General features: G+C 69.2%; 18 protein-coding genes. 4 read left to right on the top strand and 14 right to left on the bottom strand.

Features of this window, described 5'->3' with window-relative positions; genetic code table 11:
* Positions 1-5: 5 nt before the first annotated feature.
* Together cysD and IPJ59_RS12280 are read right to left on the bottom strand one after the other, a co-directional pair.
* A complete protein-coding gene (gene cysD / locus IPJ59_RS12285; protein ID WP_293271729.1) occupies positions 6-917 on the bottom strand; it encodes a sulfate adenylyltransferase subunit CysD in 912 nt (303 codons plus the stop codon).
* Positions 914-1870: an FAD-dependent oxidoreductase gene (locus IPJ59_RS12280; protein WP_293255667.1), complete on the bottom strand. Its 957-nt coding sequence runs from the start codon at positions 1868-1870 to the stop codon at positions 914-916. Before IPJ59_RS12280 ends, cysD begins: the two co-directional genes overlap by 4 nt.
* A 214-nt stretch (positions 1871-2084) precedes the next feature.
* Here IPJ59_RS12280 and IPJ59_RS12275 point away from each other — a divergent pair, with 214 nt between their 5' ends.
* The gene (locus IPJ59_RS12275; RefSeq protein ID WP_293271727.1) at positions 2085-3500 is read left to right on the top strand and encodes an Ig-like domain-containing protein; all 1416 of its coding nucleotides are present in this window, start codon (positions 2085-2087) and stop codon (positions 3498-3500) included.
* A gap of 84 nt (positions 3501-3584) precedes the next feature.
* On the opposite strand, the gene IPJ59_RS12270 is transcribed toward IPJ59_RS12275, so the two are convergent.
* The 3 genes from IPJ59_RS12270 to IPJ59_RS12260 all read right to left on the bottom strand — a co-directional run bounded on the left by IPJ59_RS12270 (position 3585) and on the right by IPJ59_RS12260 (position 5947).
* Positions 3585-4412 carry a Uma2 family endonuclease gene (locus IPJ59_RS12270; protein WP_293271725.1) on the bottom strand — a complete coding sequence of 276 codons (828 nt, stop codon included), beginning with the start codon at positions 4410-4412 and terminating at the stop codon, positions 3585-3587.
* Between the two features lie 82 nt (positions 4413-4494).
* Entirely contained in the window at positions 4495-4887 is a 393-nt protein-coding gene (locus IPJ59_RS12265) for a hypothetical protein (protein ID WP_293255676.1), read from the bottom strand.
* A 97-nt stretch (positions 4888-4984) separates the two neighbouring features.
* Entirely contained in the window at positions 4985-5947 is a 963-nt protein-coding gene (locus IPJ59_RS12260; RefSeq protein WP_293271723.1) for a hypothetical protein, read from the bottom strand.
* A gap of 351 nt (positions 5948-6298) precedes the next feature.
* Here IPJ59_RS12260 and IPJ59_RS12255 point away from each other — a divergent pair, with 351 nt between their 5' ends.
* The 3 genes from IPJ59_RS12255 (at position 6299) to IPJ59_RS12245 (ending at position 9309) form a co-directional block, all read left to right on the top strand.
* Positions 6299-6601, top strand: a complete 303-nt coding sequence (locus IPJ59_RS12255; protein WP_293255682.1) for a hypothetical protein — start codon at positions 6299-6301, stop codon at positions 6599-6601.
* Positions 6602-6676: 75 nt separating this feature from the next.
* A complete protein-coding gene (locus IPJ59_RS12250) occupies positions 6677-8383 on the top strand; it encodes a 1-acyl-sn-glycerol-3-phosphate acyltransferase (protein ID WP_293255685.1) in 1707 nt (568 codons plus the stop codon).
* Positions 8380-9309 (top strand): NAD(P)-binding domain-containing protein, encoded by a 930-nt coding sequence (locus tag IPJ59_RS12245; RefSeq protein WP_293255688.1) that lies wholly within the window; start codon positions 8380-8382, stop codon positions 9307-9309. The genes IPJ59_RS12250 and IPJ59_RS12245 overlap by 4 nt, the downstream gene beginning before the upstream one ends.
* A gap of 12 nt (positions 9310-9321) precedes the next feature.
* Here the strand turns inward: IPJ59_RS12245 and IPJ59_RS12240 are convergent, their stop codons facing one another.
* The 9 genes from IPJ59_RS12240 to IPJ59_RS12200 all read right to left on the bottom strand — a co-directional run bounded on the left by IPJ59_RS12240 (position 9322) and on the right by IPJ59_RS12200 (position 20439).
* The gene (locus tag IPJ59_RS12240; RefSeq protein ID WP_293271721.1) at positions 9322-11124 is read right to left on the bottom strand and encodes a PAS domain-containing sensor histidine kinase; all 1803 of its coding nucleotides are present in this window, start codon (positions 11122-11124) and stop codon (positions 9322-9324) included.
* A 115-nt stretch (positions 11125-11239) separates the two neighbouring features.
* The gene (locus IPJ59_RS12235; RefSeq protein ID WP_293271719.1) at positions 11240-12994 is read right to left on the bottom strand and encodes a PAS domain-containing sensor histidine kinase; all 1755 of its coding nucleotides are present in this window, start codon (positions 12992-12994) and stop codon (positions 11240-11242) included.
* A 258-nt stretch (positions 12995-13252) separates the two neighbouring features.
* A complete protein-coding gene (locus IPJ59_RS12230) occupies positions 13253-14722 on the bottom strand; it encodes an OmpP1/FadL family transporter (protein WP_293271717.1) in 1470 nt (489 codons plus the stop codon).
* Positions 14723-14830: 108 nt separating this feature from the next.
* Positions 14831-16228 carry a hypothetical protein gene (locus IPJ59_RS12225; RefSeq protein WP_293271715.1) on the bottom strand — a complete coding sequence of 466 codons (1398 nt, stop codon included), beginning with the start codon at positions 16226-16228 and terminating at the stop codon, positions 14831-14833.
* Positions 16200-16535, bottom strand: coding sequence for a hypothetical protein (locus IPJ59_RS12220; RefSeq protein WP_293271714.1), 336 nt, complete (start codon positions 16533-16535; stop codon positions 16200-16202). Before IPJ59_RS12220 ends, IPJ59_RS12225 begins: the two co-directional genes overlap by 29 nt.
* Before the next feature lie 77 nt (positions 16536-16612).
* Complete coding sequence (locus IPJ59_RS12215) at positions 16613-17689, bottom strand: hypothetical protein (protein WP_293271712.1); 1077 nt, start codon at positions 17687-17689, stop codon at positions 16613-16615.
* Positions 17686-18504: a hypothetical protein gene (locus IPJ59_RS12210; RefSeq protein WP_293271710.1), complete on the bottom strand. Its 819-nt coding sequence runs from the start codon at positions 18502-18504 to the stop codon at positions 17686-17688. Before IPJ59_RS12210 ends, IPJ59_RS12215 begins: the two co-directional genes overlap by 4 nt.
* A gap of 572 nt (positions 18505-19076) precedes the next feature.
* Positions 19077-19718: a hypothetical protein gene (locus IPJ59_RS12205; RefSeq protein WP_293271708.1), complete on the bottom strand. Its 642-nt coding sequence runs from the start codon at positions 19716-19718 to the stop codon at positions 19077-19079.
* Positions 19719-19734: 16 nt separating this feature from the next.
* On the bottom strand, positions 19735-20439 hold the full coding sequence (locus IPJ59_RS12200; RefSeq protein WP_293271705.1) for a hypothetical protein: 705 nt from the start codon (positions 20437-20439) through the stop codon (positions 19735-19737).
* Between the last annotated feature and the right edge of the window lie 340 nt (positions 20440-20779).

Here is a 20779-nt window from a genome sequence, read left to right as displayed (position 1 = left end):
GGGCATCAGAAGTAGCCCTCCTTCTTCTTCTGCTCCATGCTGCCGGCCTCGTCGTGGTCGATGAGTCGGCCCTGGCGCTCGGAGTGGGTGGCGACCAGCATCTCCTCGATGATCGCGGGGACGGTGGCGGCGGGGCTCTCGATGGCGCCGGTGAGCGGGTAGCAGCCGAGGGTGCGGAAGCGGACGGTGCGCAGCACGGGGGTCTCGCCGGGGCGCAGCGGCATGCGATCGTCGTCGACGACGATGAGGGCGCCGTCGCGGATGATCGATCGCCGCGGGCTGGCGAAGTAGAGCGGGGTCAGCGGGATCTGCTCGCGGTGGATGTACAGCCACACGTCGAGCTCGGTCCAGTTGCTCAGCGGGAACACGCGGATGCTCTCGCCGGGGTTGACCTTGCCGTTGTAGAGGTTCCACAGCTCGGGCCTCTGGTTCTTCGGGTCCCACTGCATCTGCTTGTTGCGGAACGAGTACACGCGCTCCTTGGCGCGGGCCTTCTCCTCGTCGCGGCGGGCCCCGCCGAAGGCGGCGTCGTGGCCCCCGGCCTTGAGCGCCTGGACCAGCGCCTGGGTCTGCATCGCGGCGCTGTACTGCGGGGTCGGGAAGTCGAAGGGGTTCATGCCCTCGGCGAGCGCGCGCTCGTTGGTGTAGACGACGAGCTCGAGGCCGTGCTCGCGGCAGAAGCGGTCGCGGTAGTCGAGGAGGTCGCGGAAGTCCCAGGTGGTGTTGATGTGGAGCAGCGGGAACGGGGGGCGCGCGGGGTAGAAGGCCTTGCGCGCGACGTGCAGCATGCAGGCGGAGTCCTTGCCGCCGGAGAACAGGAGCACGGGGCGTTCGAACTCGGCGACGACCTCGCGGATGATGTGGATGCTCTCGGCCTCGAGCTGGCGCAGGTGGGACAGCGAGCGGGGGATGGTCATGCGGGCACGCTGGTATGCAGGAGGTCGCGGACGGCCTCGGCGCTGCCCCACGAGAGGGTGACGCCGGCGCCGCCGTGGCCGTAGTTGTGGACGACGAGGCCGCCGGGGCGCGGCTCGCTGGTGAGGCGCAGCGGGGAGCGGGCGGGGCGGAGGCCGACGGCGATCGAGAGGACTCGGGCGGATGCGAGGGCCGGCTCGAGGGCGGCGCAGCGGAGCACGATCTCGCGGGCGAGCTCGGGGTCGGGGCTGGTGTCCTCCTGATGGTCCTGCGAGCTGCCGCCGAGGACCACGTCGCGGCTGCGCGGGACGATGTACGTGATGTTGGGGCCGCTGTGCTCGTCGATCCACACGCGGGTGAGGCCGGGGTTCTCGACGCGCACGACCTGGCCGCGGACGGGGTGAAGGAGCGGGTCGTCGAGCAGGGTGCGGGCGCCGAGGCCGGCGCAGTTGATCACGACGGGGCGCTCGCGGAGGGCGGCGTCGAGGCTGGCGATCGATCGCAGGGCGATCCGTCCGCCGAGGGCGCGCACGCGGTCGGCGAGCCAGGGGAGGTAGATCGGGGTCTCGATGACGACGGTGCGGAAGCGGTGGCCGAAGCCGTAGCCGGGCGGGAGCAGCTCCGGCTCGGCGTCGCGGAAGTCGGTGGCGGCGCTCGCCCAGGCCGGCGCGGCCACGGCCTCGGGGTAGATCTCGAGCGCGTCGCGTTGGAGCACGCCCGCGAGGGGATCATCGAGGAGGGTGCTGAACCTGCGCAGGCTGACGGCGGCGAGGCGGGTGATCTGGTCCTCGGGATAGGCGCGGTAGGGGTACCAGAACGCCGCCGCGACCGCGGAGGTGGTTCCTTCGCCGAGCTCGCGTGCGGCCACCAGAACGTCGTAGCCCGCCTCCAGCAGGATGACCGCGGTGCTCAGGCCCGCGACGCCGCCGCCGATGATGAGGACCTCGCGCGCCACGGTGCCGGGGTTTGTATCACGGTGAGCGCAGGTTGATGCGGCCTCGTCGTCGGCTTGGGGTCGCAAGGCACCAAGCGTTCGCAGTGGCTTTCATGGCGCGTGATGTGCGTGTGGTGCATCACGGGAATCGTAGGGGTGTCCACTTTGTGCTTGTGGTGCCTGCGACAATTTGTCTAGGTTGAAACTGACCGGACCTTCCGGGAGGTGCGCTTCGATGCTCATGCAACGCAAGGATCTTGTTGCTCCGCTGTACCTGGCTCTGGGTACCTGGCTCTTCGGACAGGTGGCCTGGGCCGCCCCGGCTTCGGAGGCGAGCCAGCAGCTGGTGCCCTACGGCGTGCGGGCCGACCCGCGGCCGGTGCCGCCGGGGCTGCTGACGAGCAAGCTGCCCGACGAGGTGCCGGCGAGCGCGATGAGCAACGTCTTCTATCTCAACTATGACGGCGTCACGATCAAGTTCACGGGGCAGGAGGACGACTCGTCGCAGAACATCAGCCAGTTCCCCGACTTCGCGATGGCGTACCAGCCCTACGGTCAGGGGGCCAAGCGGGCGGCCAGCATGCAGGCGGTGAAGGCCGACTGGGCGAAGTACAAGGTGGTGATCACCGACGCTCGGCCCAATTCCGGCAACTATACGATGTGCGTCAATACGCCGACCAACCCGTTCGGCGGGGGCGTGCTGGGCATCGCCCCGCTCGACTGTAACGATCAACAGGGGCGCAACATCGTGTTCGCCTACCACGACGCGAACGACCAGTTCCCGGCGGCGACGCAGGCGACGACGATGAGCCAGGAGATCGCGCACGCGTACGGGATGGAGCACGTCTCGGAGCCGAACGACATCATGAACCCGTACAACGCGGGCGGCGATCCGGCGTTCCTCGACAAGTGCCTCGCGCTGGATGGTGGTGGCGGCGGCATCCTCTGCAACGGTCAGCACAGCATGTTCTGCGGCGGTAACGGACAGAACTCGCACGCCGAGGCGGTGTGGCTGTTCGGCCTGGCCGAGCCCGACCCGACGCCACCCACCGTGGCGATCACCTTTCCCACCGAGGGACAGATGTTCCCGGCCCTGCCGAAGTTCAGTCTGCTGGCGGAGGCCAACGACAACGTCGGGGTGGCGAGCGTCGAGTTCTTCCTCGACGGCATGTCGATCAAGGTCGACCCGTCCGCCCCGTACGATCAGCCCCTCAATGGCGTGCCAGCCGGTGATTACACGGTCTGGGCCGTCGCCACCGATACCTCGCAGAACGTCACGAAGAGCACCGAGGTGCACTTCACGGTGGGCGGCAATGACAACCCCGATCCGACGGCGACGACCGATCCGACGGCGACGACCGATCCGACGGCGACGACCGATCCGAGCGGCACCGGAGGCAGCGACAGCAACAGCAGCACGCCGACCGAGGGTGGGGGCAGCGCGAGCGCCAGCGCGGGGGACAGCGGACTGGACACCGGCGGCTTCGAATCGGGCCTCGAGTCCGGGCAGGCGCTGCCGCCGGGCTACGGCCAGGACGGCGAGGGCGCGTGCAGCGTGGCGCCGCGATCTGGCCTGCGAACTGGCCCGACGGCCAGCTTGTTGATGCTCGCGCTGGCGGGGCTCGGGTTGCGCCGACGAGCGCGCGACTGAGGCGCGCAGGCAGTCGCAGCTCAATCGAGCGGCTGCGGACGCAGGCGCAGCTCAGTCGAGATGGGCCACGCGGGCAGGCGCGGCTCAGTCGAGCGCGGCCGCGGCGCTGGGGCTGGTGACGGCGCGCGTCAGCCAGCGCATCAGCGTGGTCAGGTCGTCGCAGCCTTGCAGCCGCGCCGTGAGGCTCGGCGTGAGGGTGAAGCCGCGGGCGTCGAGCTGGGCTTGCAGAGCGGCGCGGGCGGTGGCGAGGGCGCGCTCGAGGCCCTCCTGGCGACCTTCCTGACGACCTTCCAGTTGGCCTTCCTCGCGGGCTTCGCTGCGGACGGCGTCGAGGCTGGTGTAGCCCTCGCGGGCGAGGAGGTTGCGCAGCGTGGCCTCGTGGGCGGCGTTGCGGTCGATGAGGGCGCGCACGGGGACTGGGTTTTGTAGGATGCCGGGGGCGTGCAGTTCGCCGTCGCCGTGGACGATGCGGAGGGCCATGCCGGGCTCGTGGACCTCGACGCGGAGGGGGCCGGTGAGGCGGACGACCCAGATGATGCGGGTGCCGAATTCGAGGAGCTCGGCGATCTTCTCGCGGAGCTCGGCCTCATCCTGGCCAGCGTCGGCGTACTCGACCGCCAGCGGCGGGGCCTGCTTCGCCCACCCGGGGGCGCGCAGGTCCATGCCGACGACGATGTCAGGGGCGCGGAGGTTCTTGCCGTTGTTCCACTCGATGCCGACGTCGACGCCGACCTGCTGGGTGACGCCGGGATCGCTGTCGAGGACCCCGCTGCCGAGCACGTGGGCGCTGCCGTGGCGTCCCCCGGCGGTCATGCAGTGGATCGCGTGGCCCTGGGACAGCTCGTAGTGCGAGCCTTCGTGGATCTGGTCGGCCCGGAAGGGGCCCACGGGGTCGCTCCAGGGGCGGGTCATGGGCCCAGGATACTGCGCGAGGGGGCGGGGAGCCAGCGGCCAGCCGAGCGCCAACCCAGTGTCGAGCGCCGAACCCGAGTGTTTAGGGATGCCGCACGACGACGCGGACGCTCGCGCCCTTGGGGATCGTCAGGACGCCCTCGGCCAGGATCTTCTGGCCGTCGCGCACCTGCAGGTCGTGCTTGCCAGGCCCGAGCGTGAGGTTGGCGACCGGGGCGGTGCCGGCGAGGCGACCGTCGACGAAGACGCTGCCGCGGCCGTCCTCGATCGTCACGCTGAGCTTGCCCGGGGCGCCCTTGCGCTTGGCCTTGAGCTGCTTGCCCGAGAGCGAGGCGTCGGGCTCCCACTTGCCGCCCTTGATCGGCTCGAGGCACAGCCCGCTCAGGTCGGTGCAGCCGGCGTGGGCCGGGCTCGGGGCGAGCACCGCGGCGGCGAGGGCGGAGGCGAGGCAGAGGGGCAAGGTGCGCAGCGACATGGGGAGATCCTGCTTCGAGGGCCAGGTAGGAAGGGCCAGGTAGGAAGGGCCAGGTAGGAAGGAGGTAGGAAGGGCCAGGTAGGAAAGGCCAGGTAGGCTAGAAGCGGCCGCTCAGGACCAGGCCGGCCGAGTCGCGGCCGAGGGCGGGGAGCAGCATGGCGCTCGGGCTGTCAGACGCGCCGCCGTGCTCGGCGCGGTACTGCTTGCGCTTCTTGATGCCGACCACCAGGAGGGCGATGCCCGCGGCGAGGCCGACGGCGCCGACGCCGATGCCGGCGTAGGTGAGGACGTTGCCCCGCTTGCCCTTGTCGTCGATCGCGGTCTTTTCGGCATCAAATTGTGCCTGCATGATGGTGCCGTTCTTGAGGCTGTCAGCGAGGGTGTCGATGTCCTTCTGGGCGCTGGCGCCGGTGGCCAGGCCGGCGCCCATGATGCCGAGGCCGCCGACGCCGACCAGGGTGAGCAGCGAGCCGACGGCGATGTAGCCGCGGCCGTCGCGGGGGGCCTTCTTGCGGCCCTTGTCCTCCTCGACCGGCGGCGGAGCCTCGACCTTGGTGTCGAGGTCGGTGATCGCCTTCTCGCTGTCCTCGACGAGCTTCTCGCCGCGGCGGATCTCCGCGCTGACTTCGCTGCTGTCGACGAGCTGCCAGTCGGGGTCGCAGCGGGGGTCTTGCAGGAAGTAGAGGATGTCGAGGCCGATCTTCGCCTCCTCGATGCCGCTCGTGAGGTCCGCCTTCGACTTGTTCTTCACGCCGGCGGTCTTGTAGGCGTCGGCCGCGTCGAGGTGGAGCACTGGATCGCTGCGCTTGCTGGCCTCCTCGGCGAGCAGCTCGGCGGCGGAGTCGGGGTTGCCGGCCTTGAGCAGCCCCTGGGCCCGGTCCTGCACCGGCTTGCGGGCGCCGCTGGCCTGGGCCGGCGTGACCGTGCCGGCGTCGGCGAGCAGCGAGAGGGGGGCCACGAGGGGGGCGGTGAGGGAGGCCGCGATCGGGGCCGCGGCCGCTGGTACCGGCGCCAGCGGCAGCGCCACGGCGATCGCGGCGGCCAGGAGGCGCGTGTGCACGGGTCCCGCGGCCCGGGTGGACCAGGCGTGCCCGGCCGATGGCGACGGAGAGGACGGGCGCGAGAGCTGCGTGGCGGACATCAGGCCCACACTACCAGGGCCACGGGGGCATGGGCCAGCACGACGGCCATGCCCGCGTTCGCGTCGAAGGTGATCAGTACCGGATTTTTCCGTGAACTGGATAACAAGGATTTCATGCGAGGACGCGTTGTGGCCTCGGTGCCTCAGCGCGTCCTGCTTCCACGTCGCGGGCCTTTGTCTTACAGTGGGCCGGTGCAACCGCGCGGCCCTCGAACGCTGGCCTGGTCCTCGACTCCTGCGAGCGGGGGGGCTGTATGGGGGCTGGCGCGTATGCTGGCCTGTGGACTGCTGCTCGCCCTGGCGGGGTCCTGCTACGACGGGCCCGGGCCGCTCGAGCCGGAGCCGGGGGTGCCTGGGGGGCTGTGCCACGAGCCCGAGGGCACCTGTGACGCGGGCTTCTGGCTCTGCGACCCGGTTGGCCGCTTCTGCTACGACTCGGCGGACGTGTGCCGCGGTGTGCTGTGCGGGGGTCATGGCACGTGCAGCAAGGACAAGGCGACGGAGCTGCCGGTGTGCACCTGTGAGCCGGGCTACGTGAACATCCAGTACGCGCTGTACTGTGAGCCCCTGTGAGCGTGTGAGCGGGTCGCCGGTGGCCGGTCGCGCCGCTCGCTGTGGGGCCGGGCTTTCGTTATGCTCGCGGCGCCCATGCGCTCGCTGATGTTTCGCCTGTTGTCCCAGCCGCTGCGCTTGCCGGCCTTCCTCGGTCCGGCGCCGCGGCCGGACGACCCACAGATCTTCCGCTTCAACAGCGAGCGGGGGACGATCATAAGTGACGTCGTGCGCCGGGTGGCCCAGCACTATGCGGGCCAGCCGGACCGGCTGCTGTACCTGCTCAACGAGGCGGGCAACGCCGAGGTCCGACGCCTGGCCAGCCAGGGTGACCTCGAGGCGAGCGACGCGCTCGGGGCCTGGCGCCGGCTGATCAAGCGGGTCGGGAAGATGAGCGAGGAGGAGCGGCGGGCCGAGCTGCGGGAGATCGTCGCGCGCATGACCGGCGACATCGCCGGCAACTTCGACGTGCGGGTCTACGGCCTGGCGACGAAGATCATCCCCGGCCTGCTGACCGCGATCATGAGCCCCGGCGACCTGCCGCGGCAGCTGCTCTCGGGGTTTCGCGCGCTCGACGAGCGCATCATCGCGGAGGGGCCGATCGACAAGCTGCGGCGGCTGGCCAAGGTCGGGACGCTGGTGCTGGTGCCGACCCACTCGTCGAACCTCGACTCGGTCGCGCTCGGCTACGTGTTGATGCGCGAGCAGCTGCCGCCGGTGGTCTACGGCGCCGGCAAGAACCTGTTCTCGAACCCGCTGCTCAGCTTCTTCATGCACAACCTCGGCGCCTATCGGGTCGACCGCCGCATCTCGGCGCAGCTGTACAAGGAGACGCTCAAGACCTACTCGTGCATGATGATCGAGCGCGGGTACCACTCGCTGTTCTTCCCGGGCGGGACGCGCTCGCGCTCGGGGCTGGTCGAGCGCCGGCTCAAGCTCGGGCTGGCGGGCACCGGGGTCGAGGCCTTCGCGCGCAACCAGGCCCGCGGGATCAGCCGGCCGGTGTACTTCGTGCCGGCGACGCTGAACTACGCGCTGGTGCTCGAGGCCGAGACGCTGATCGACGACCACCTGAAGGGCGCGGGGCAGAGCCGCTACATCATCGACGACGACGAGTCGGGGCAGGCCGAGCGCTGGTTTCGGTTCTTCACCAAGCTGAGCCAGCTGCGCTCGGCGATGGTGCTGCGCTTCGGCGAGCCGCTCGACCCGTTCTGCAACCCGATCGACGACGAGGGGCGCTCGCTGTCGCCGTCGGGGCGGACGGTGGACCCGGCGAGCTACGTGAAGTTCCGCGGGGTGGCCACGGTCGACGCGGCTCGCGACGCCGGCTACACGCGTGAGCTCGGCGACGCGATCGCCCGCGAGTATCAGCGATCGACGGTGATCCTGTGGACGCAGCTGGTGGCCCACATCCTCTACCGTCAGCTGGTCGCGCAGACGCCGGAGCTCGACCTGTTCGGGCGGCAGCGGGTCCGCGGGGCGACGATGCCGCGGTCGCAGCTCGAGGCCGAGGTCGGTGAGGCCCGCGACCGCCTGCTCGCGTTCGCCGCGGCGGGGCTCGTGCACGTCGGACCGGTGCTGCAGTCGCAGTCGCCGGAGAAGATCGTCGCGGAGGCCCTGACCGCGTGGAGCGGCTACCACACCCGCCCGGCGGCCAGCGCCAAGGGCGGGGACATCGTGATCGAAGATCCCAACTTGCTGCTGTTTTATCAGAACCGGCTGGTGCCCTTCGCCGAGGAGCTCGCCACGCCCGAGACGCTGACCGCTGCGCGCACGATCGCGGCGCTGGGAGGTCGGACATGAAGATCGGGGTGGTCGGCGGCGGCGCGTTCGCCTGGGCCCTGGCCCACGCGGTCCGGCGCACGGGCAGCGAGGTGCTGATGTGGAGCCGGCGGCCGCAGCGGGAGGCCGGGGCTGGCATCTCGCTGGTGGCCCTGCCGGCGCTCGCGGCCGCGGAGCTCATCTTCTTCGCGGTGCCCTCACCGGTGCTGCCGGAGCTGGCGCGCGAGCTGGGCCAACACCTCGACGGTGGGCACTACCTCGTGCACGTGAGCCGCGGGATCGTCGGCGACGGGCTGATGACGCTGTCGCAGGTGCTGCGCAGCGTCACGCCGTGTCGGCGGGTCGGCGCGCTGGCGGGGCCGCTGGTGGCGGCGGCGCTCGAGAGCGGGGCGCCCGGGGGCGGCGTGATCGCCAGCCGCTTCCCCGAGGTGCACGCGGCGGTGCGCGAGGCGATCGGCGGCAAGCGGCTGCGGATCTACAGCAGCGAGGATGTCATCGGGGCCGAGTTCGCCTCGACCGCGGTGGGGCTGCTGGCGATGGCGGTCGGCTACGTGCAGGGGATCGGGCTCGGGCCGGCGACGCTGGCGGTGATGGCCTCGCGCGGGATGGCCGAGTGCACGCGCATCGGCGTGCAGCTCGGCGGGCGCGTCGAGACCTTCGCCGGGCTCGCGGGCCACGGGGACCTGCTGGCAGCGGTCGCGGGCGACGGTCGGCCGGAGCTGGCGGTCGGGCGAGAGCTGGCCGCGGGGACGCTGCTGGCCGACATTCGTCGCCAGGGCGGGGCCTACGTCGAGGGCATCGAGAGCGCGCGGCGGATCGCCGCGTACGCGCAGCGGACCGGGGCCCGGGCGCCGCTGGTCTCGATGTGCGCCGACGTGTTCGACCGCAAGATCGGCAGCGCCGAGGTGGTCGAGCTGTTGATGAGTCGGGCGGTCGGCGGCGAGTAGCTGGCGCGAGGCTCAGCGCGAGCTGCCGGGCTGGCGGCGAGCCTCGGCCTGCGCGAGCGCGTGGACCAGCCCGGGCGGGCGCTTGCTGAGCGAGAGCTCGAGCGGGTCGACGTAGGGCAGGCGAACGGTGAAGATCGTGCCGGCGCCGAGCTTGCTCTGGACCTCGATGTTGCCGCCGAGCATGTCGGTGAAGGCCTTGCTGATCGCCAGGCCGAGGCCGGTGCCGCCGAAGCGGCGCGAGGTCGAGGGGTCGGCCTGGGAGAAGGCCTGGAACAGCTGGGTGACCTGGCCCTGGGTCATGCCGATGCCGGTGTCGGCGATGGTGAAGACGAGGCGCGGGCCGTTGGCGTTGTGGCGAGCGACGCTGAGACGCACGGTGCCGCGCTCGGTGAACTTGGCGGCGTTGGAGAGCAGGTTCAGCAAGATCTGCCGGATCTTGGTCAGGTCGGCGTGGATGAAGCCGATCGCGGGCGGGCAGTGGACGACCAGCTGGTTGTTGTTGCGGGCCAGCATCGGCCGCACGGTGCCGAGGACGGTCTCGACCATATCGGCGACGTCGAAGGTCTCGAGGTGGATGTCCATGCGGCCGGCCTCGATCTTGGACAGGTCGAGGATGTCGGAGATGAGGCCGAGGAGGTGCTTGCCGGCGAACTGGACCTTGCGCAGCTCGTCGTGCGAGCTCCGGAGGCCGCGCTCCTCGGACTCCTCGAGCAGCATCTCGGCGTAGCCGATGACGGCGTTGAGCGGGGTGCGGAGCTCGTGGCTCATGTTGGCGAGGAAGCGGCTCTTGGCGAGCGAGGCCTCCTCGGCGATCTGCTTGGCCTCACGCAGGCTGCGCTCGGCCTCCTTGAGCTGGCTGATGTCCGAGGCGACGCACACCGAGCCGATCAGTCGGCCGTTCTCGTCGCGCAGGGGTGAGCGGGTCAGCAGCACCGGGACGGCCCGGCCGTCGTGGTGGCGATAGCTGCGCTCGATCGAGTCGTGCTGCGGTCGGTGGTCGAGGAGTTGGGCCCCGTAGTCGGGCAGGATCGCGGTGAAGGGGCGGCCGACCAGGGCCGCGGCGTCCTGGCCGAGCAGCTCGCTCGCGGCCTTGTTGACGGTCTGGATCACGCCGCGGGCGTCGAGCACGACCAGCGACTCGGCCATCGAGGAGAGGACGTTGTTGGCGTACTCGCGGGCCGCGTTGGCCTCGCGCAGGAGGATGTCGGCCCGGGCTTCGCCGGCGCGGGCCTGGCGGCGCACGTCCTGCAAGGTGCGCACGGCGAGGTGGAGGAACAGGCCAGCGGCGCCGAGCTGGACCGAGCGGGCGAGCAGCGCCAGTTCAGGCAGATCGGGGGTCGTCCGCGCGGGCATCGAGCCGCTCCACTCGAGCGCGAGGAAGGCGAGCACGGTCGACAGGCAGAGGCCGAACAGGGCGAGCAACAGCCACCGCGAGAGCAGCAGGGTGGCCATCAGGACGAGCACGCCCTGGCCGCCGAGGCTCGGTCCGAGGAGGCCGCCGTCGCTGAGGGAGAGGAACACCGTCAGCAACCACAGCATCACCGGCAGCGCGAGCGCGACTCGCCGCGTGTGCCCGCGCCGCAGCGTCAGGAGCAGCACTGCCGAGGTCAAGAAGACGGGCAGGTAGGCGTGGCGCGTCGCGCCTGCGCCTGCGAACGCGAGCAGGTGGAGGACGCCGGCGACCACCGAGATGCCACAGATGCCCAGCAGGACGGCGTGCAACAGGCGAGCGGTCCGTTGCTCGTCCTCGTCGGCGACGATCGGCGGTGCAAGCCAGCGCAGGGCGGGCTGCGTCGGGCTCGGAGCCTCGGCCACACTCGACGCTACGGAGCACGCGTGGGGGTGTCAAGGCGAGTCAGCGCGGGCCTGGCGAGCGGTGTGGCGCGCATCTGCTCGCTGTCTCTCAGGACATGTCGCGTTCGCGTCGCTGTCATGCGCCGCGCGGGGGGCCCTCACCGCCGGGCCGTGCGGCGATGAGTCCGGCGCGGGCCGCTGCCGCGCGCGCGGCGTCAGCGATCTCGGGCGGGAGGGCGGTGGATCGCTTGCTGCCGGACAGGTCGCGCGGGTTCACGAAGGGCAGGCGGACGACGAACACGGTGCCGGCGCCGAGCTTGCTCTGGACCTCGATGGTGCCGCCGAGCATGTCGGCGAAGGCCTTGGTGATGGCGAGGCCGAGGCCGGTGCCGCCGTAGCGGCGGGAGGTCGAGGAGTCGCCCTGGGAGAAGGCCTGAAACAGCTGCGTGACCTGGCCCTGGGTCATGCCGATGCCGGTGTCGGCGATGAGGAATTGGATGGTCTGGGTGCCGCCCTGGAGCAGCCGGGAGACCGAGAGGCGGATCGATCCCTTGTCGGTGAACTTGGCGGCGTTGGACAGCAGGTTCAGCAAGATCTGGCGGATCTTGGTCAGGTCGGCGTGGACGAAGCCGATCGAGGGTGGGCAGGAGATCGAGATCTGGTTGCCGTTCTTGGCGATCATCGGGCCGACGGTGCCGAGCACGGTGTCGATCATGTCGGCGACGTCGAAGGTCTCGAGGTGGATGTCCATGCGGCCGGCCTCGATCTTGGACAGGTCGAGGATGTCGGAGATGAGGCCGAGGAGGTGCTTGCCGGCGAACTGGATCTTGCGGACCTCGTCGGCCGAGGACGCGATCTGGCGCTCCTCGGCCTCCTCGAGCAGCATCTCGGCGTAGCCGATGACGGCGTTGAGCGGGGTGCGCAGCTCGTGGCTCATGTTGGCGAGGAAGCGGCTCTTGGCGAGCGAGGCCTCCTCGGCGATCTGCTTGGCCTCGCGCAGGCTGTTCTCGGCGTGCTTGAGCTGGGTGATGTCCGAGGCGACGCACACCGAGCCGCCGCGCTCGCCCTGGGCCTCGGGCAGGCGCGCGTGGGAGAACAGGACCGGGACGGGGCGGCCCTCGGCGTTGCGATAGCTGCGCTCGACGGGCTCGTGCGCGCCGACCGGTGGTTCGGCGTCGGTGGCGAGGGCGCCGAAGTCGGGCAGGACGAGCGTGAAGTTCTTGCCGAGCAGGAGCTCCGGGGTGTACCCGAGCAGGTCGAGGCTGGCCTTGTTGACGGTGACGATGGTGCCGCGGGGGTCGAGGACGATCAGCGACTCGGCCATCGAGGCGAGGATGTTGTCGGCGTAGTTCTTGGCGGCGGTCGCCTCGCGCAGCAGCTCGGCGGCCTTGCTGGCGCCCTCGCGGGCGCGCTGGCGGGCGTCCTGGAGGTTCTTGACGGCGAGGTAGAGGAAGAAGCCGGCGCTGAAGAGGTGGATGAAGTGGGCGATGAACGCGACCTCGGGGGTGTCCGGGGTGAGGCGCTCGGGCAGGTAGCCGAGCTCCTCGACGGCGAGGATGCCGGCGAGGGTGGCGAGGCTGAGGGCGACGAACATCAGCACCAGGCGGCCGCTAAACAGCAGGGTGGCGATGATGACGATGAGGATGTGGCCGCCGGCGCTGGGGCTGCGGATGCCGCCGTAGGTCAGGGCGCCGAGGGTGATCGCGGCCCACAGGAAGATCAGGAAGACGCTGCCGGCGAGCTGGAGCCGGCGGCGGCGGACCAGCGCCAGCAGGCTGACGCTGCACAGGAAGGCGGCGGGGTAGATGAGGAGCGCGAGCTGGGTGTGTTCGAGCGCGATGACCTGGACGAGCAAGGCGACGACGCTCATGCCGGCGCAACCCAGCAGCATCGTGTGGAGGATCGCCGCGACCCTCGTCTCTTCCTCATCCGCGAACGTGGGCGCAGCCAGGAGTCTGCGGAGAGCGTCCAACATCCGGCCTGGTTTCGACGCTACGGTCCTGGCGCCTGGGTGTCAAGGCGCGCGGCGCCGCAGGATGTGCTCGCAGGTGCGCGCTTGCAAACCTCGGCCGCTGCCGTGCGTGCTGTGCGTGGCCGTGCGTGGGCCCGGGCGTCAGCCTGTGCTTTGGGACAGCCTGGGTGGCCCCGCTTAGAAGCGGACCTTGAGGTGGCCGGCGATGGTCGCGATGAAGAGCTTGTACTGGCCGTTACCGAGGTCGTGGTCGGAGGTGGTGACGGTGCGGGGGACGATCCCCTGGAAGCGGGCGTCGGCGTAGAGGACGACGCGCTGGCTGACCTCGTAGCCGCCACCGACGCCGCCGATGATGCGGTGGCCGTCGGGCGAGGCGGTGTCGATGGTCTTGTCGGGCGAGGCGGCGGACTGGTAGCCGAGGGTCGCGGAGGTCAGGAGGCGGGTGGTGGGGCGAAAGCGGACGCTGCCCTCGACCCACACGGTGTTCTTCCAGTTGCGCGGGAGGGTGACCTTGAGGGTCTCGCCGATGCCGAGGGCCTTCTGGGCGAGGTCGGGGGAGCTGGTGGTGACGACGAAGCTGTTGAGCTCGGAGTAGGTGACGAACTGGAAGAAGCCGTCGACGCGCCACTTCTCGTTGATGTCGTAGGCCGCGCCGAGGGTGATGCGTTTGGGCAGGTTGAATTGCAGGCTGGCGTCGCCCTGGACCAGGGGCTTGTACTTGAGGCCCTGGGCGGCGAGGTCCTGGGTGAAGAAGGGGTCGTTCATGTCGATCGCGAACTTGCCCTTGTAGTTCATCTTGGCGCCGTGCTGGTAGGTCAGGGCCAGGGTGAGCTTTTTGGTGGGGTTGATCGTGACGCCGATGTTGAAGGTGACGCCGTGCGAGAAGGCCTTCTTGAGGGCGATCGGGCGCGAGAGGGTGCCGAGCTCGCGGACATCGGTGGGGGCGTTGGGGCCGAAGTCGTTGGTCTGGCCGAGCTTGTTGAGGCCGGCGCCGAACTCCTTGACCGAGCCGAAGTCCTGCAGCTTGGCCAGCTCGGCGAAGCCGAGCACGTAGCTGACGCCGGCGCCGATCGAGATGATGTCGTGCAGGCGCACGGCGGCGCTGGCGGTGACGTTGGAGGCGACGATGAAGGCCTGCTGCAGCTGCAGCGCCTGGGGTCCGTTCTTGTCGAACTTGAGCGGGGCGCCGTAGGGCACGTAGACGCCGACGCCGAAGACCAGGCGGTTCTTGATCGGCGGGAGGACGACGAAGATGTTGCCGAGCGGGGCGAGCGGGTTGGCCTTGACCTGGTCGGCGTAGCCGCTCTTGGTCATGTCGATGTTGCCGGCCGAGATCGGGGTCTTGAACTCGAGGGTGTCCGGGGTCTGGTAGGTGCCGGTGTAGTTGCGCTGGTAACGGATGTCGCCGGCGACCAGCATGAGGCCGCCGAAGAACTCGCCGCGCTTCATGAAGGCGAGGTTGGCCGGGTTCCAGTGCACGGCGGCGCCGTCGCGGGTGGTCGGGCCCGACTGGCCGCTGCCGACCATCGGCGCGTCGAGGCCGGAGGCCCGCGCCGATGCGGCGGCGGACAGGACGGCGAGGGCGGCCAGCGAGGGGGCGAGCAGGCCCGATGCGGAGGATGGGGAGGAGCGTGAGTGGCGGAGCATGAGGAGCGTGCGGTGCGGGAGGTGGGGCGCAGTGGAGGCGGGGGCGCGGCGGAGGCGGGAGCTGCGAGCAGGGAGGCCCGCGAGGGAGCGAGCGGCGGAGACGGAGGGCTACTTGACGCGGGTGAGGGTCAGCGAGAGGGCGCTGCGGGTCGGCTTATCGCCCACGGCGACCTGGTAGACGTGGCCGGCGTCGTCCTCGGCGAAGATGACCTGGCCGGGGCTGACCTTGAGCTTCTCGTGGGTGTCGTCGTCGTCGATCTTGCTGGTCTTCGAGAGCTTGTTCGTGAGGCCGGCGTCGGCGAAGAAGCCGGGGTGCTTGTAGGCGTAGGGGCGGACCGGGGCGCCGTCGGCGTCGGTGCGCAGGTCGTCCTCGGTGATGAAGTAGAGGTAGTCGCCCTGGAGATCGGCGGGGTTGCTGGCGTCGGGGCGGTAGTAATAGAAGTCGGCGTCGCCGTCGGCGTTGTTGTTGAGCAGCTCGGCCAGCTTCGCCAGGGCCTTCGGATTGGCGCGGATGTTTTCCTTGACGGTTGCGATGATCCCCTCTTGATCCAACGAGACTTCTACGTCGCGCAACGTGAACTCAACGTTACCGTCTCCCTCGGCGAGTCCGCCGTCGTGCAAGCGCACCTGCGCGACCTCGGCGAGGATGTCCCAGAAGTAGGCCGGCGGTGGAGGGTTGCCGATATCGGTGAAGGTCTCCATGGTCGTCCAGCCGGTATCGTCGATGCAGGCTTCAAAGGCCGTAACCTGGGTAGCCAGCTTGTACGTATCGCAGTGGGGATCGACCGTATCGGTTCGCCGCCTTGCCATCTCGATCAATACATGCTCGAATTCCCACTCGGGGAGGTCCCAGATCGCCGAGTTGCCGTTCGGCGAAGGGCTCTTGCTGTCTCCTCCGGGGACAAAGGTCTTGTGTTCGACGATCGTCACCGTGATCGCGCCAATCTTGACAATGTCCGAGAGGCCCGTCACGGTCAGCCAGTCCGGGCTATCAAAGTCGAAGAGCGTGTCGATCTGGGAGGAAGTACTATTGACGCTGGCGACGTAGCCGCTGCCGAGGTCGATACCCTTGTAGGGGAGGGCATTCAGATTGGCCCGGATGTGCAGCGCCATGGCGCTGCCGACCTCGATGCCTTCGATCTTGCTGATGAAGCCAGGGTGGTCGCCGGAAGGGCCGAAGCGTTCGCTGAGGTCCTTGAAGTCCGAAACTACGTCCCACATGGTGATCGGGAGGGACCGTGCGGCGATGGGATACTGCCCATCGGGGTGCTCTTTTGTGACCGGGCCAAGCCGCTTTGGCGTTGGGGTGGAGCCGAGTACGAGATCGAGGAGGACCTCCGCGCCGAGCGCGAACGGGATAGAACGCTCGGAGACTTGCACACACATCAAGGCAGCCAGGACTTTTGCCGGTGGGATGCCGACCGAACCGGCGAGGCCGATCATTTTCTCGAGCTTGGTGCCCTCGAGGTTGACGTTGTCAGCCGTCATGTTGAGCAGGCGACGCATGTTTTGAGCGGCGACAGGCAGCTTGTCTGCTTCGCTTGGTGGCAGGTCGGCAGTGCTGGAGGACCTGCTGACCGAGTCCGTCAGCGAAGTCCAGGAGCCACACATCCTCGAGGGTCTGGGGCTGCCTGGCTTGTAGGTCTGTCTGGGTGAGTACCTGTTCGTAATTCTTGACGTCGAGGCGGAGGAAGCGAAGCTCGACGGTCTGGGGCTGGCCGATCGCCAGGAGCGTGGGCGGGGCTTCGTCGGGGACGGTGATGTCCTCGACGCAGCCGGTTTGCACGGCCGGCAGCGCGAGCGCGAGGCCCAAGAGTAGGCAGCGGAGTGGGGACCAGCGGTACGTGAGGGACAGACAGGGCACGGGACGACCTCCTCGAAAATCCCGCCTCAATCGACGCGGGTGACCGCGAGCGCGACCTTGTGGCGCCCGGGCTTCTCCTCGACCTCGATCTTGAACACGCTGCCGGCGTCGTCCTCGATGTAGAGCACGTCGCCGGGGTGGACCTGGACCTTCTCGTGGGTGGTATCGCCGTCGACGGCGGTCAGCGACGAGACCTTGGTGGCGAGCCCGGGGTCCGTATAGAAGCCGGGGTGGTCGTAGCTGTACTTGCGGACGGCGTCGCCGCTGGTGTTGTTGGCGATGTCGTCGGGGGTGATGAAGTACAGCCAGTCGCCCTGCTGGGACTTCGGGGCGTCGGGGCCGGCGACGTAGTAGTAGAAGTCGGCGGCGCCGTCGGTGTTCTCGTTGAGCAGCTCGGCGAGGGCGGCGAGGGCGGCGGGGTTGTTTTGGATGTTCTTGCGGATCTGCTGCTCCAGGGCGGCGGTGGTGATGCCGGCCGGGATGTCGCGCAGGGTGAAGGCGATGTTGCCCTCGCCCTCGGCGAGGCCGCCGTCGTGGAGGCGGACTTGGGCGACCTCGAGGAGGATGTCCCAGAAGTAGGCGGGCGCGGGCGGCGGGCTGTCGAGGAGGACGCTCTCGTCGACGGCGATGGTGGTCCAGTGTGAGGGCTCGTTGCCGTCGTCGGCGACGCCGTTGTCGCCGGTGCACACCTTGACGGCCTCCAGCGGCATCTTGACCTCGCCCTTGGGCGGTGGGCACTTGACGTTGCCCTCGGGCGAGTAGATGGTGCAGTGGTCGGGGATGTCGGCGGACTTGCGTCGGGCGACGTCGGCGATGAGGGCCTCGAATTCGTAGAGGGGCAGATTCCAGGCCTGGGAGTCGCCCTGCTGCTCGGGCTCCTGCTTGGTACCGCCGGCGATGAAGACCGGGTTCTCGTGGATCGCCATCGTCATCTCGTCGATGGTGAGCTCGGGGATGAGGCCCTTGATCTCGAGCCACTTGTCGTTCGAGAAGTCGAACACGCCGCCGATCTGGCTCGAGGTGCTGTTGATGCTGGCGACGGCGACGTTGGTGAGGTCGACGCCCTTGTAGGGGAGGGCGTTGAGGTTGACCTGGACGGTCATTGAGAAGTCGTCGGTGGCAGCGACGATCGGAGAGGCGCTGGCGACGAAGCCGGGGTGGTCGGAGGTGGTGTATTCCTCGCCGTCGTAGCGGATCGTGCTTCCGAGGCGGGGCCGAAGTTCTTGGGCAGGTCGGCGAAGTCGGTGAGGACGTCGTAGAGGCTGACCGGCATGCTGTTCTTGCTGACCGGGTAGAGGCCGTCTGGGGCCTCGGTGGTGACTGGTCCGCGGCGCCACAGGGCGTTCGGGTGGGTGGCGATCACGTCGGCGAGCACGGCCGTCTTGGTGAGCGGGATCGTGATGATATTCGCGTTGGGATCGAGGTCGACGAGGTCCGAGAGGATGAGCGTGGGGGCGAGGCCGACGGCCTTGCCGACGCCGAGCAGCGGCGCGAGGCTGGTGCCGTCGAGCACGGTGTTGGCCGGCGTCATGTTGAGCAGCTTCCACATGTTCAGCGACGGCTGCGGCAGCGCGTAGGCCTCCTCGGCCGGGGTGTTGACGAGGATGTCGAGGGCGTTGCCGATGAGCGGCTCGAGGTCCATGTCGAGCAGCCAGGTCTCGCGCAGGACTCGCTCGGGGAACTTGGTCTTGAGGTCCTCCTTGGTGAGGACCTGGACGAAGTTCTTGGCGTCGAGCCGGAGGAAGCGCAGCTCGACGCTGCGGGTCTCCTCGCGGGCGAGCTCCTCGGGGGCGGTGTCGTCGGGTTCGGAGAGCGCGGGGACGCAGGCCAGCGTGGTGACGAAGCGAGGGCGCGGCCCGAGGTACCCGGGACGCCTCGGGAGGTGATGCCAGGGAGAGAGGGGGTGCGAGTGGCGCATGGCGCGGGGAGGGGGGGCGGCTCAGAGGGCGTGCACGTGGACGACGATCTCGGTGGGGTCGCTGGACTCGGGGACGAAGAAGCGGAGGCGGTAGCGCTGCTGCTCGTCGTCTTGCATGTACAGCACGGTCTCGCCTTCGGGCAGGCGGAGCTTCTCGTGGTCGGCCTCGGGGACGCCGTCGATCTGGGTCGAGGAGACCTTGGTGTTGAGGGCGGCGTCCGCGAAGAATCCGGGTTTCGGTCGTAGGCGTAAGCGAGGAGGGCCTGCCGGCTGCCGTCCAACGGTCGGTCGGGTCGACGGCTGCGGACGAATACCAGCAGTGGGGGCGCTGGCTGGGCTTGCCCGCGTGGCCGCGAGGCTGGTAGTAAAAATCGAGGCGAGCGTTGTGCTTCCAGAACTTGCCGAGGATGACGTTGGCGATGTACTCGGCCTGGTCCTGCAGGTTCGGGCGGATCTGGGCGATCATCTCCTCGGCGGTGAGGCCGATGGGCACGCCCTTGAGCGCGTAAATAGGTGCTGCGTCACCTTCTGCGATGTTGTTACCTTTGTTGGCGAGCTTGTTTTCGAAATCGTCATCGCCGGCCGGGTCGTGAATGGCGACCTGAGCAATGCCGAGGAACATTTCCCACAGGAACTGGGCGCCCGGGGACGTGGTAGTCGAGCACCTTGAACTGCGTCCAGCCGAGCGGGCCGCCCTTGCCGGATGGCGGTGGCGACGGGATCTTGTGCGGGCCAATCCATACGCCGGCATCGCACTTGGGTTTGGGCAGGCCGAAGATGAGGCAATCTTCGTGGGCTACCTTGCCGTAAGCGAAGTAACCCGCGGTGCCGATGATGCGCTCGAGCGACCACGCCGGGGTGGTCCAGATGTAGTCGCCGTCGACCGGGGTGTCGGGGTAGTTGGCCTGACACTTGTCGTCGTTTTCGCAGGACGGCACGAAGGTGTCGAGCTCGTGGATCGCCATGCGCATGTCGACGGTGGGGGCGTCGGCGATGCCGAGCATCTGGACCTTCTCGGGGTCGTTGAAGTCGAACGCGAGCGGCGCGTCGGGGTCGCTGCTGATGAACATCGAGCCGGCGCCGATGGAGGCGTCGACGCCCTCGACGAGGCGGAGGTTGGACTTGGCCTCCGCGCGCATGAGAAACGCTGGGGTGAGTGCGTCGCTGTGGGTAGTGAACTCGGGTTTGCCATCACCGTCGGAGTCGTCGGGCACCAAAATGCCAGGATGGTCACCATTCTTTGCCTTGCTGAACTTTTCGGCCAACGGTTGCATGTCCATGACGGCGTCGTAGAGCGTGACAGGCAGCTTGCCCTTGGGATCGCCATCGAGCTGGGGTCGTCGGATCCGAGCGGGTGGGCCCGGGGTGCGAGGCGATTAGGGTCTGCTGGAGGGCCAGCATGAGCTGCTCGAGCGGGATGAAGCCGGCGTTGATCTTGATGCCGAGGCTGTCGGCGAGCAGACCCTCGAGCGTGAAGGGCACCGCGGGATTGATCGCCAGGTACTCCTTGGTCGTCTGCAGGTCGGTGCCGTCGACGTCGACGGTGCCGGGGGTCATGCTGAGCAGGCGGACCATGGCGAACTGCGGCGTGGTCTTCCAGTTGGGGCCGAAGCTCTTGCCGAGGTCGTTGCCCTTGGTGCAGTCGGGCGGCGCGGGTTGTTTGACGATCTTCTCGAGCTTGTCGCCGTCCTTGTCCTTGTCGTTGGTGTCGGCCACCCAGGTGGCGCCGTTCCACCAGTCGCCGCAGGCGTTCTGGATCTGGCCGAGCACGGTGGTGAGCAGCTTGTCGGTCTCGACGTCGAGCAGCTTGATCTTCTTGGCCGCCTCGATGCCGAAGACCTCGAGCACCTTGGCCTTGTCCATCTCCAGCTTGACGGGTGGGACGGGGCTGTCGTCGATGCGCAGGAAGTAGCGGGCCTCGCCCTCGGCGGGCACGCCGGTGTCGTCGCTGCTGACGCTGGTGGGGCCGGCGCTGGTCGGGTTGGCTTCGGTGTCGCCGGTGCTGCCGGTGCCGGTGCTGTCACTGTCGCTGCTGGCGATGGATCGCCGAGCGGCCTGCGCAGGCGCCCGCGAGCAGGACCAGCGCGGCGAGGGAGAGGGGGCGGGTGCTCGAGATCATGGCGGCTCGCCGCCAGTATCGCACAGCGAGCGCGAGGCGTGCGAGCCCAAAGCTCAGCGACGGCCGGTGGACGGCGGCGTGATCGGGGCTTCGCGCGGCTGACAGGCAAGGGCGATGGGCGACCGGAACGCTGTCCCCGGCGTTGGCCCTGGCAGA

It is taken from the genome of Nannocystis sp. (assembly GCF_016714285.1).
In the GTDB taxonomy this organism is placed as follows: Bacteria; Myxococcota_A; Polyangia; order Nannocystales; family Nannocystaceae; genus Nannocystis.
This window is presented reverse-complemented; position numbering and strand designations above follow the sequence as displayed.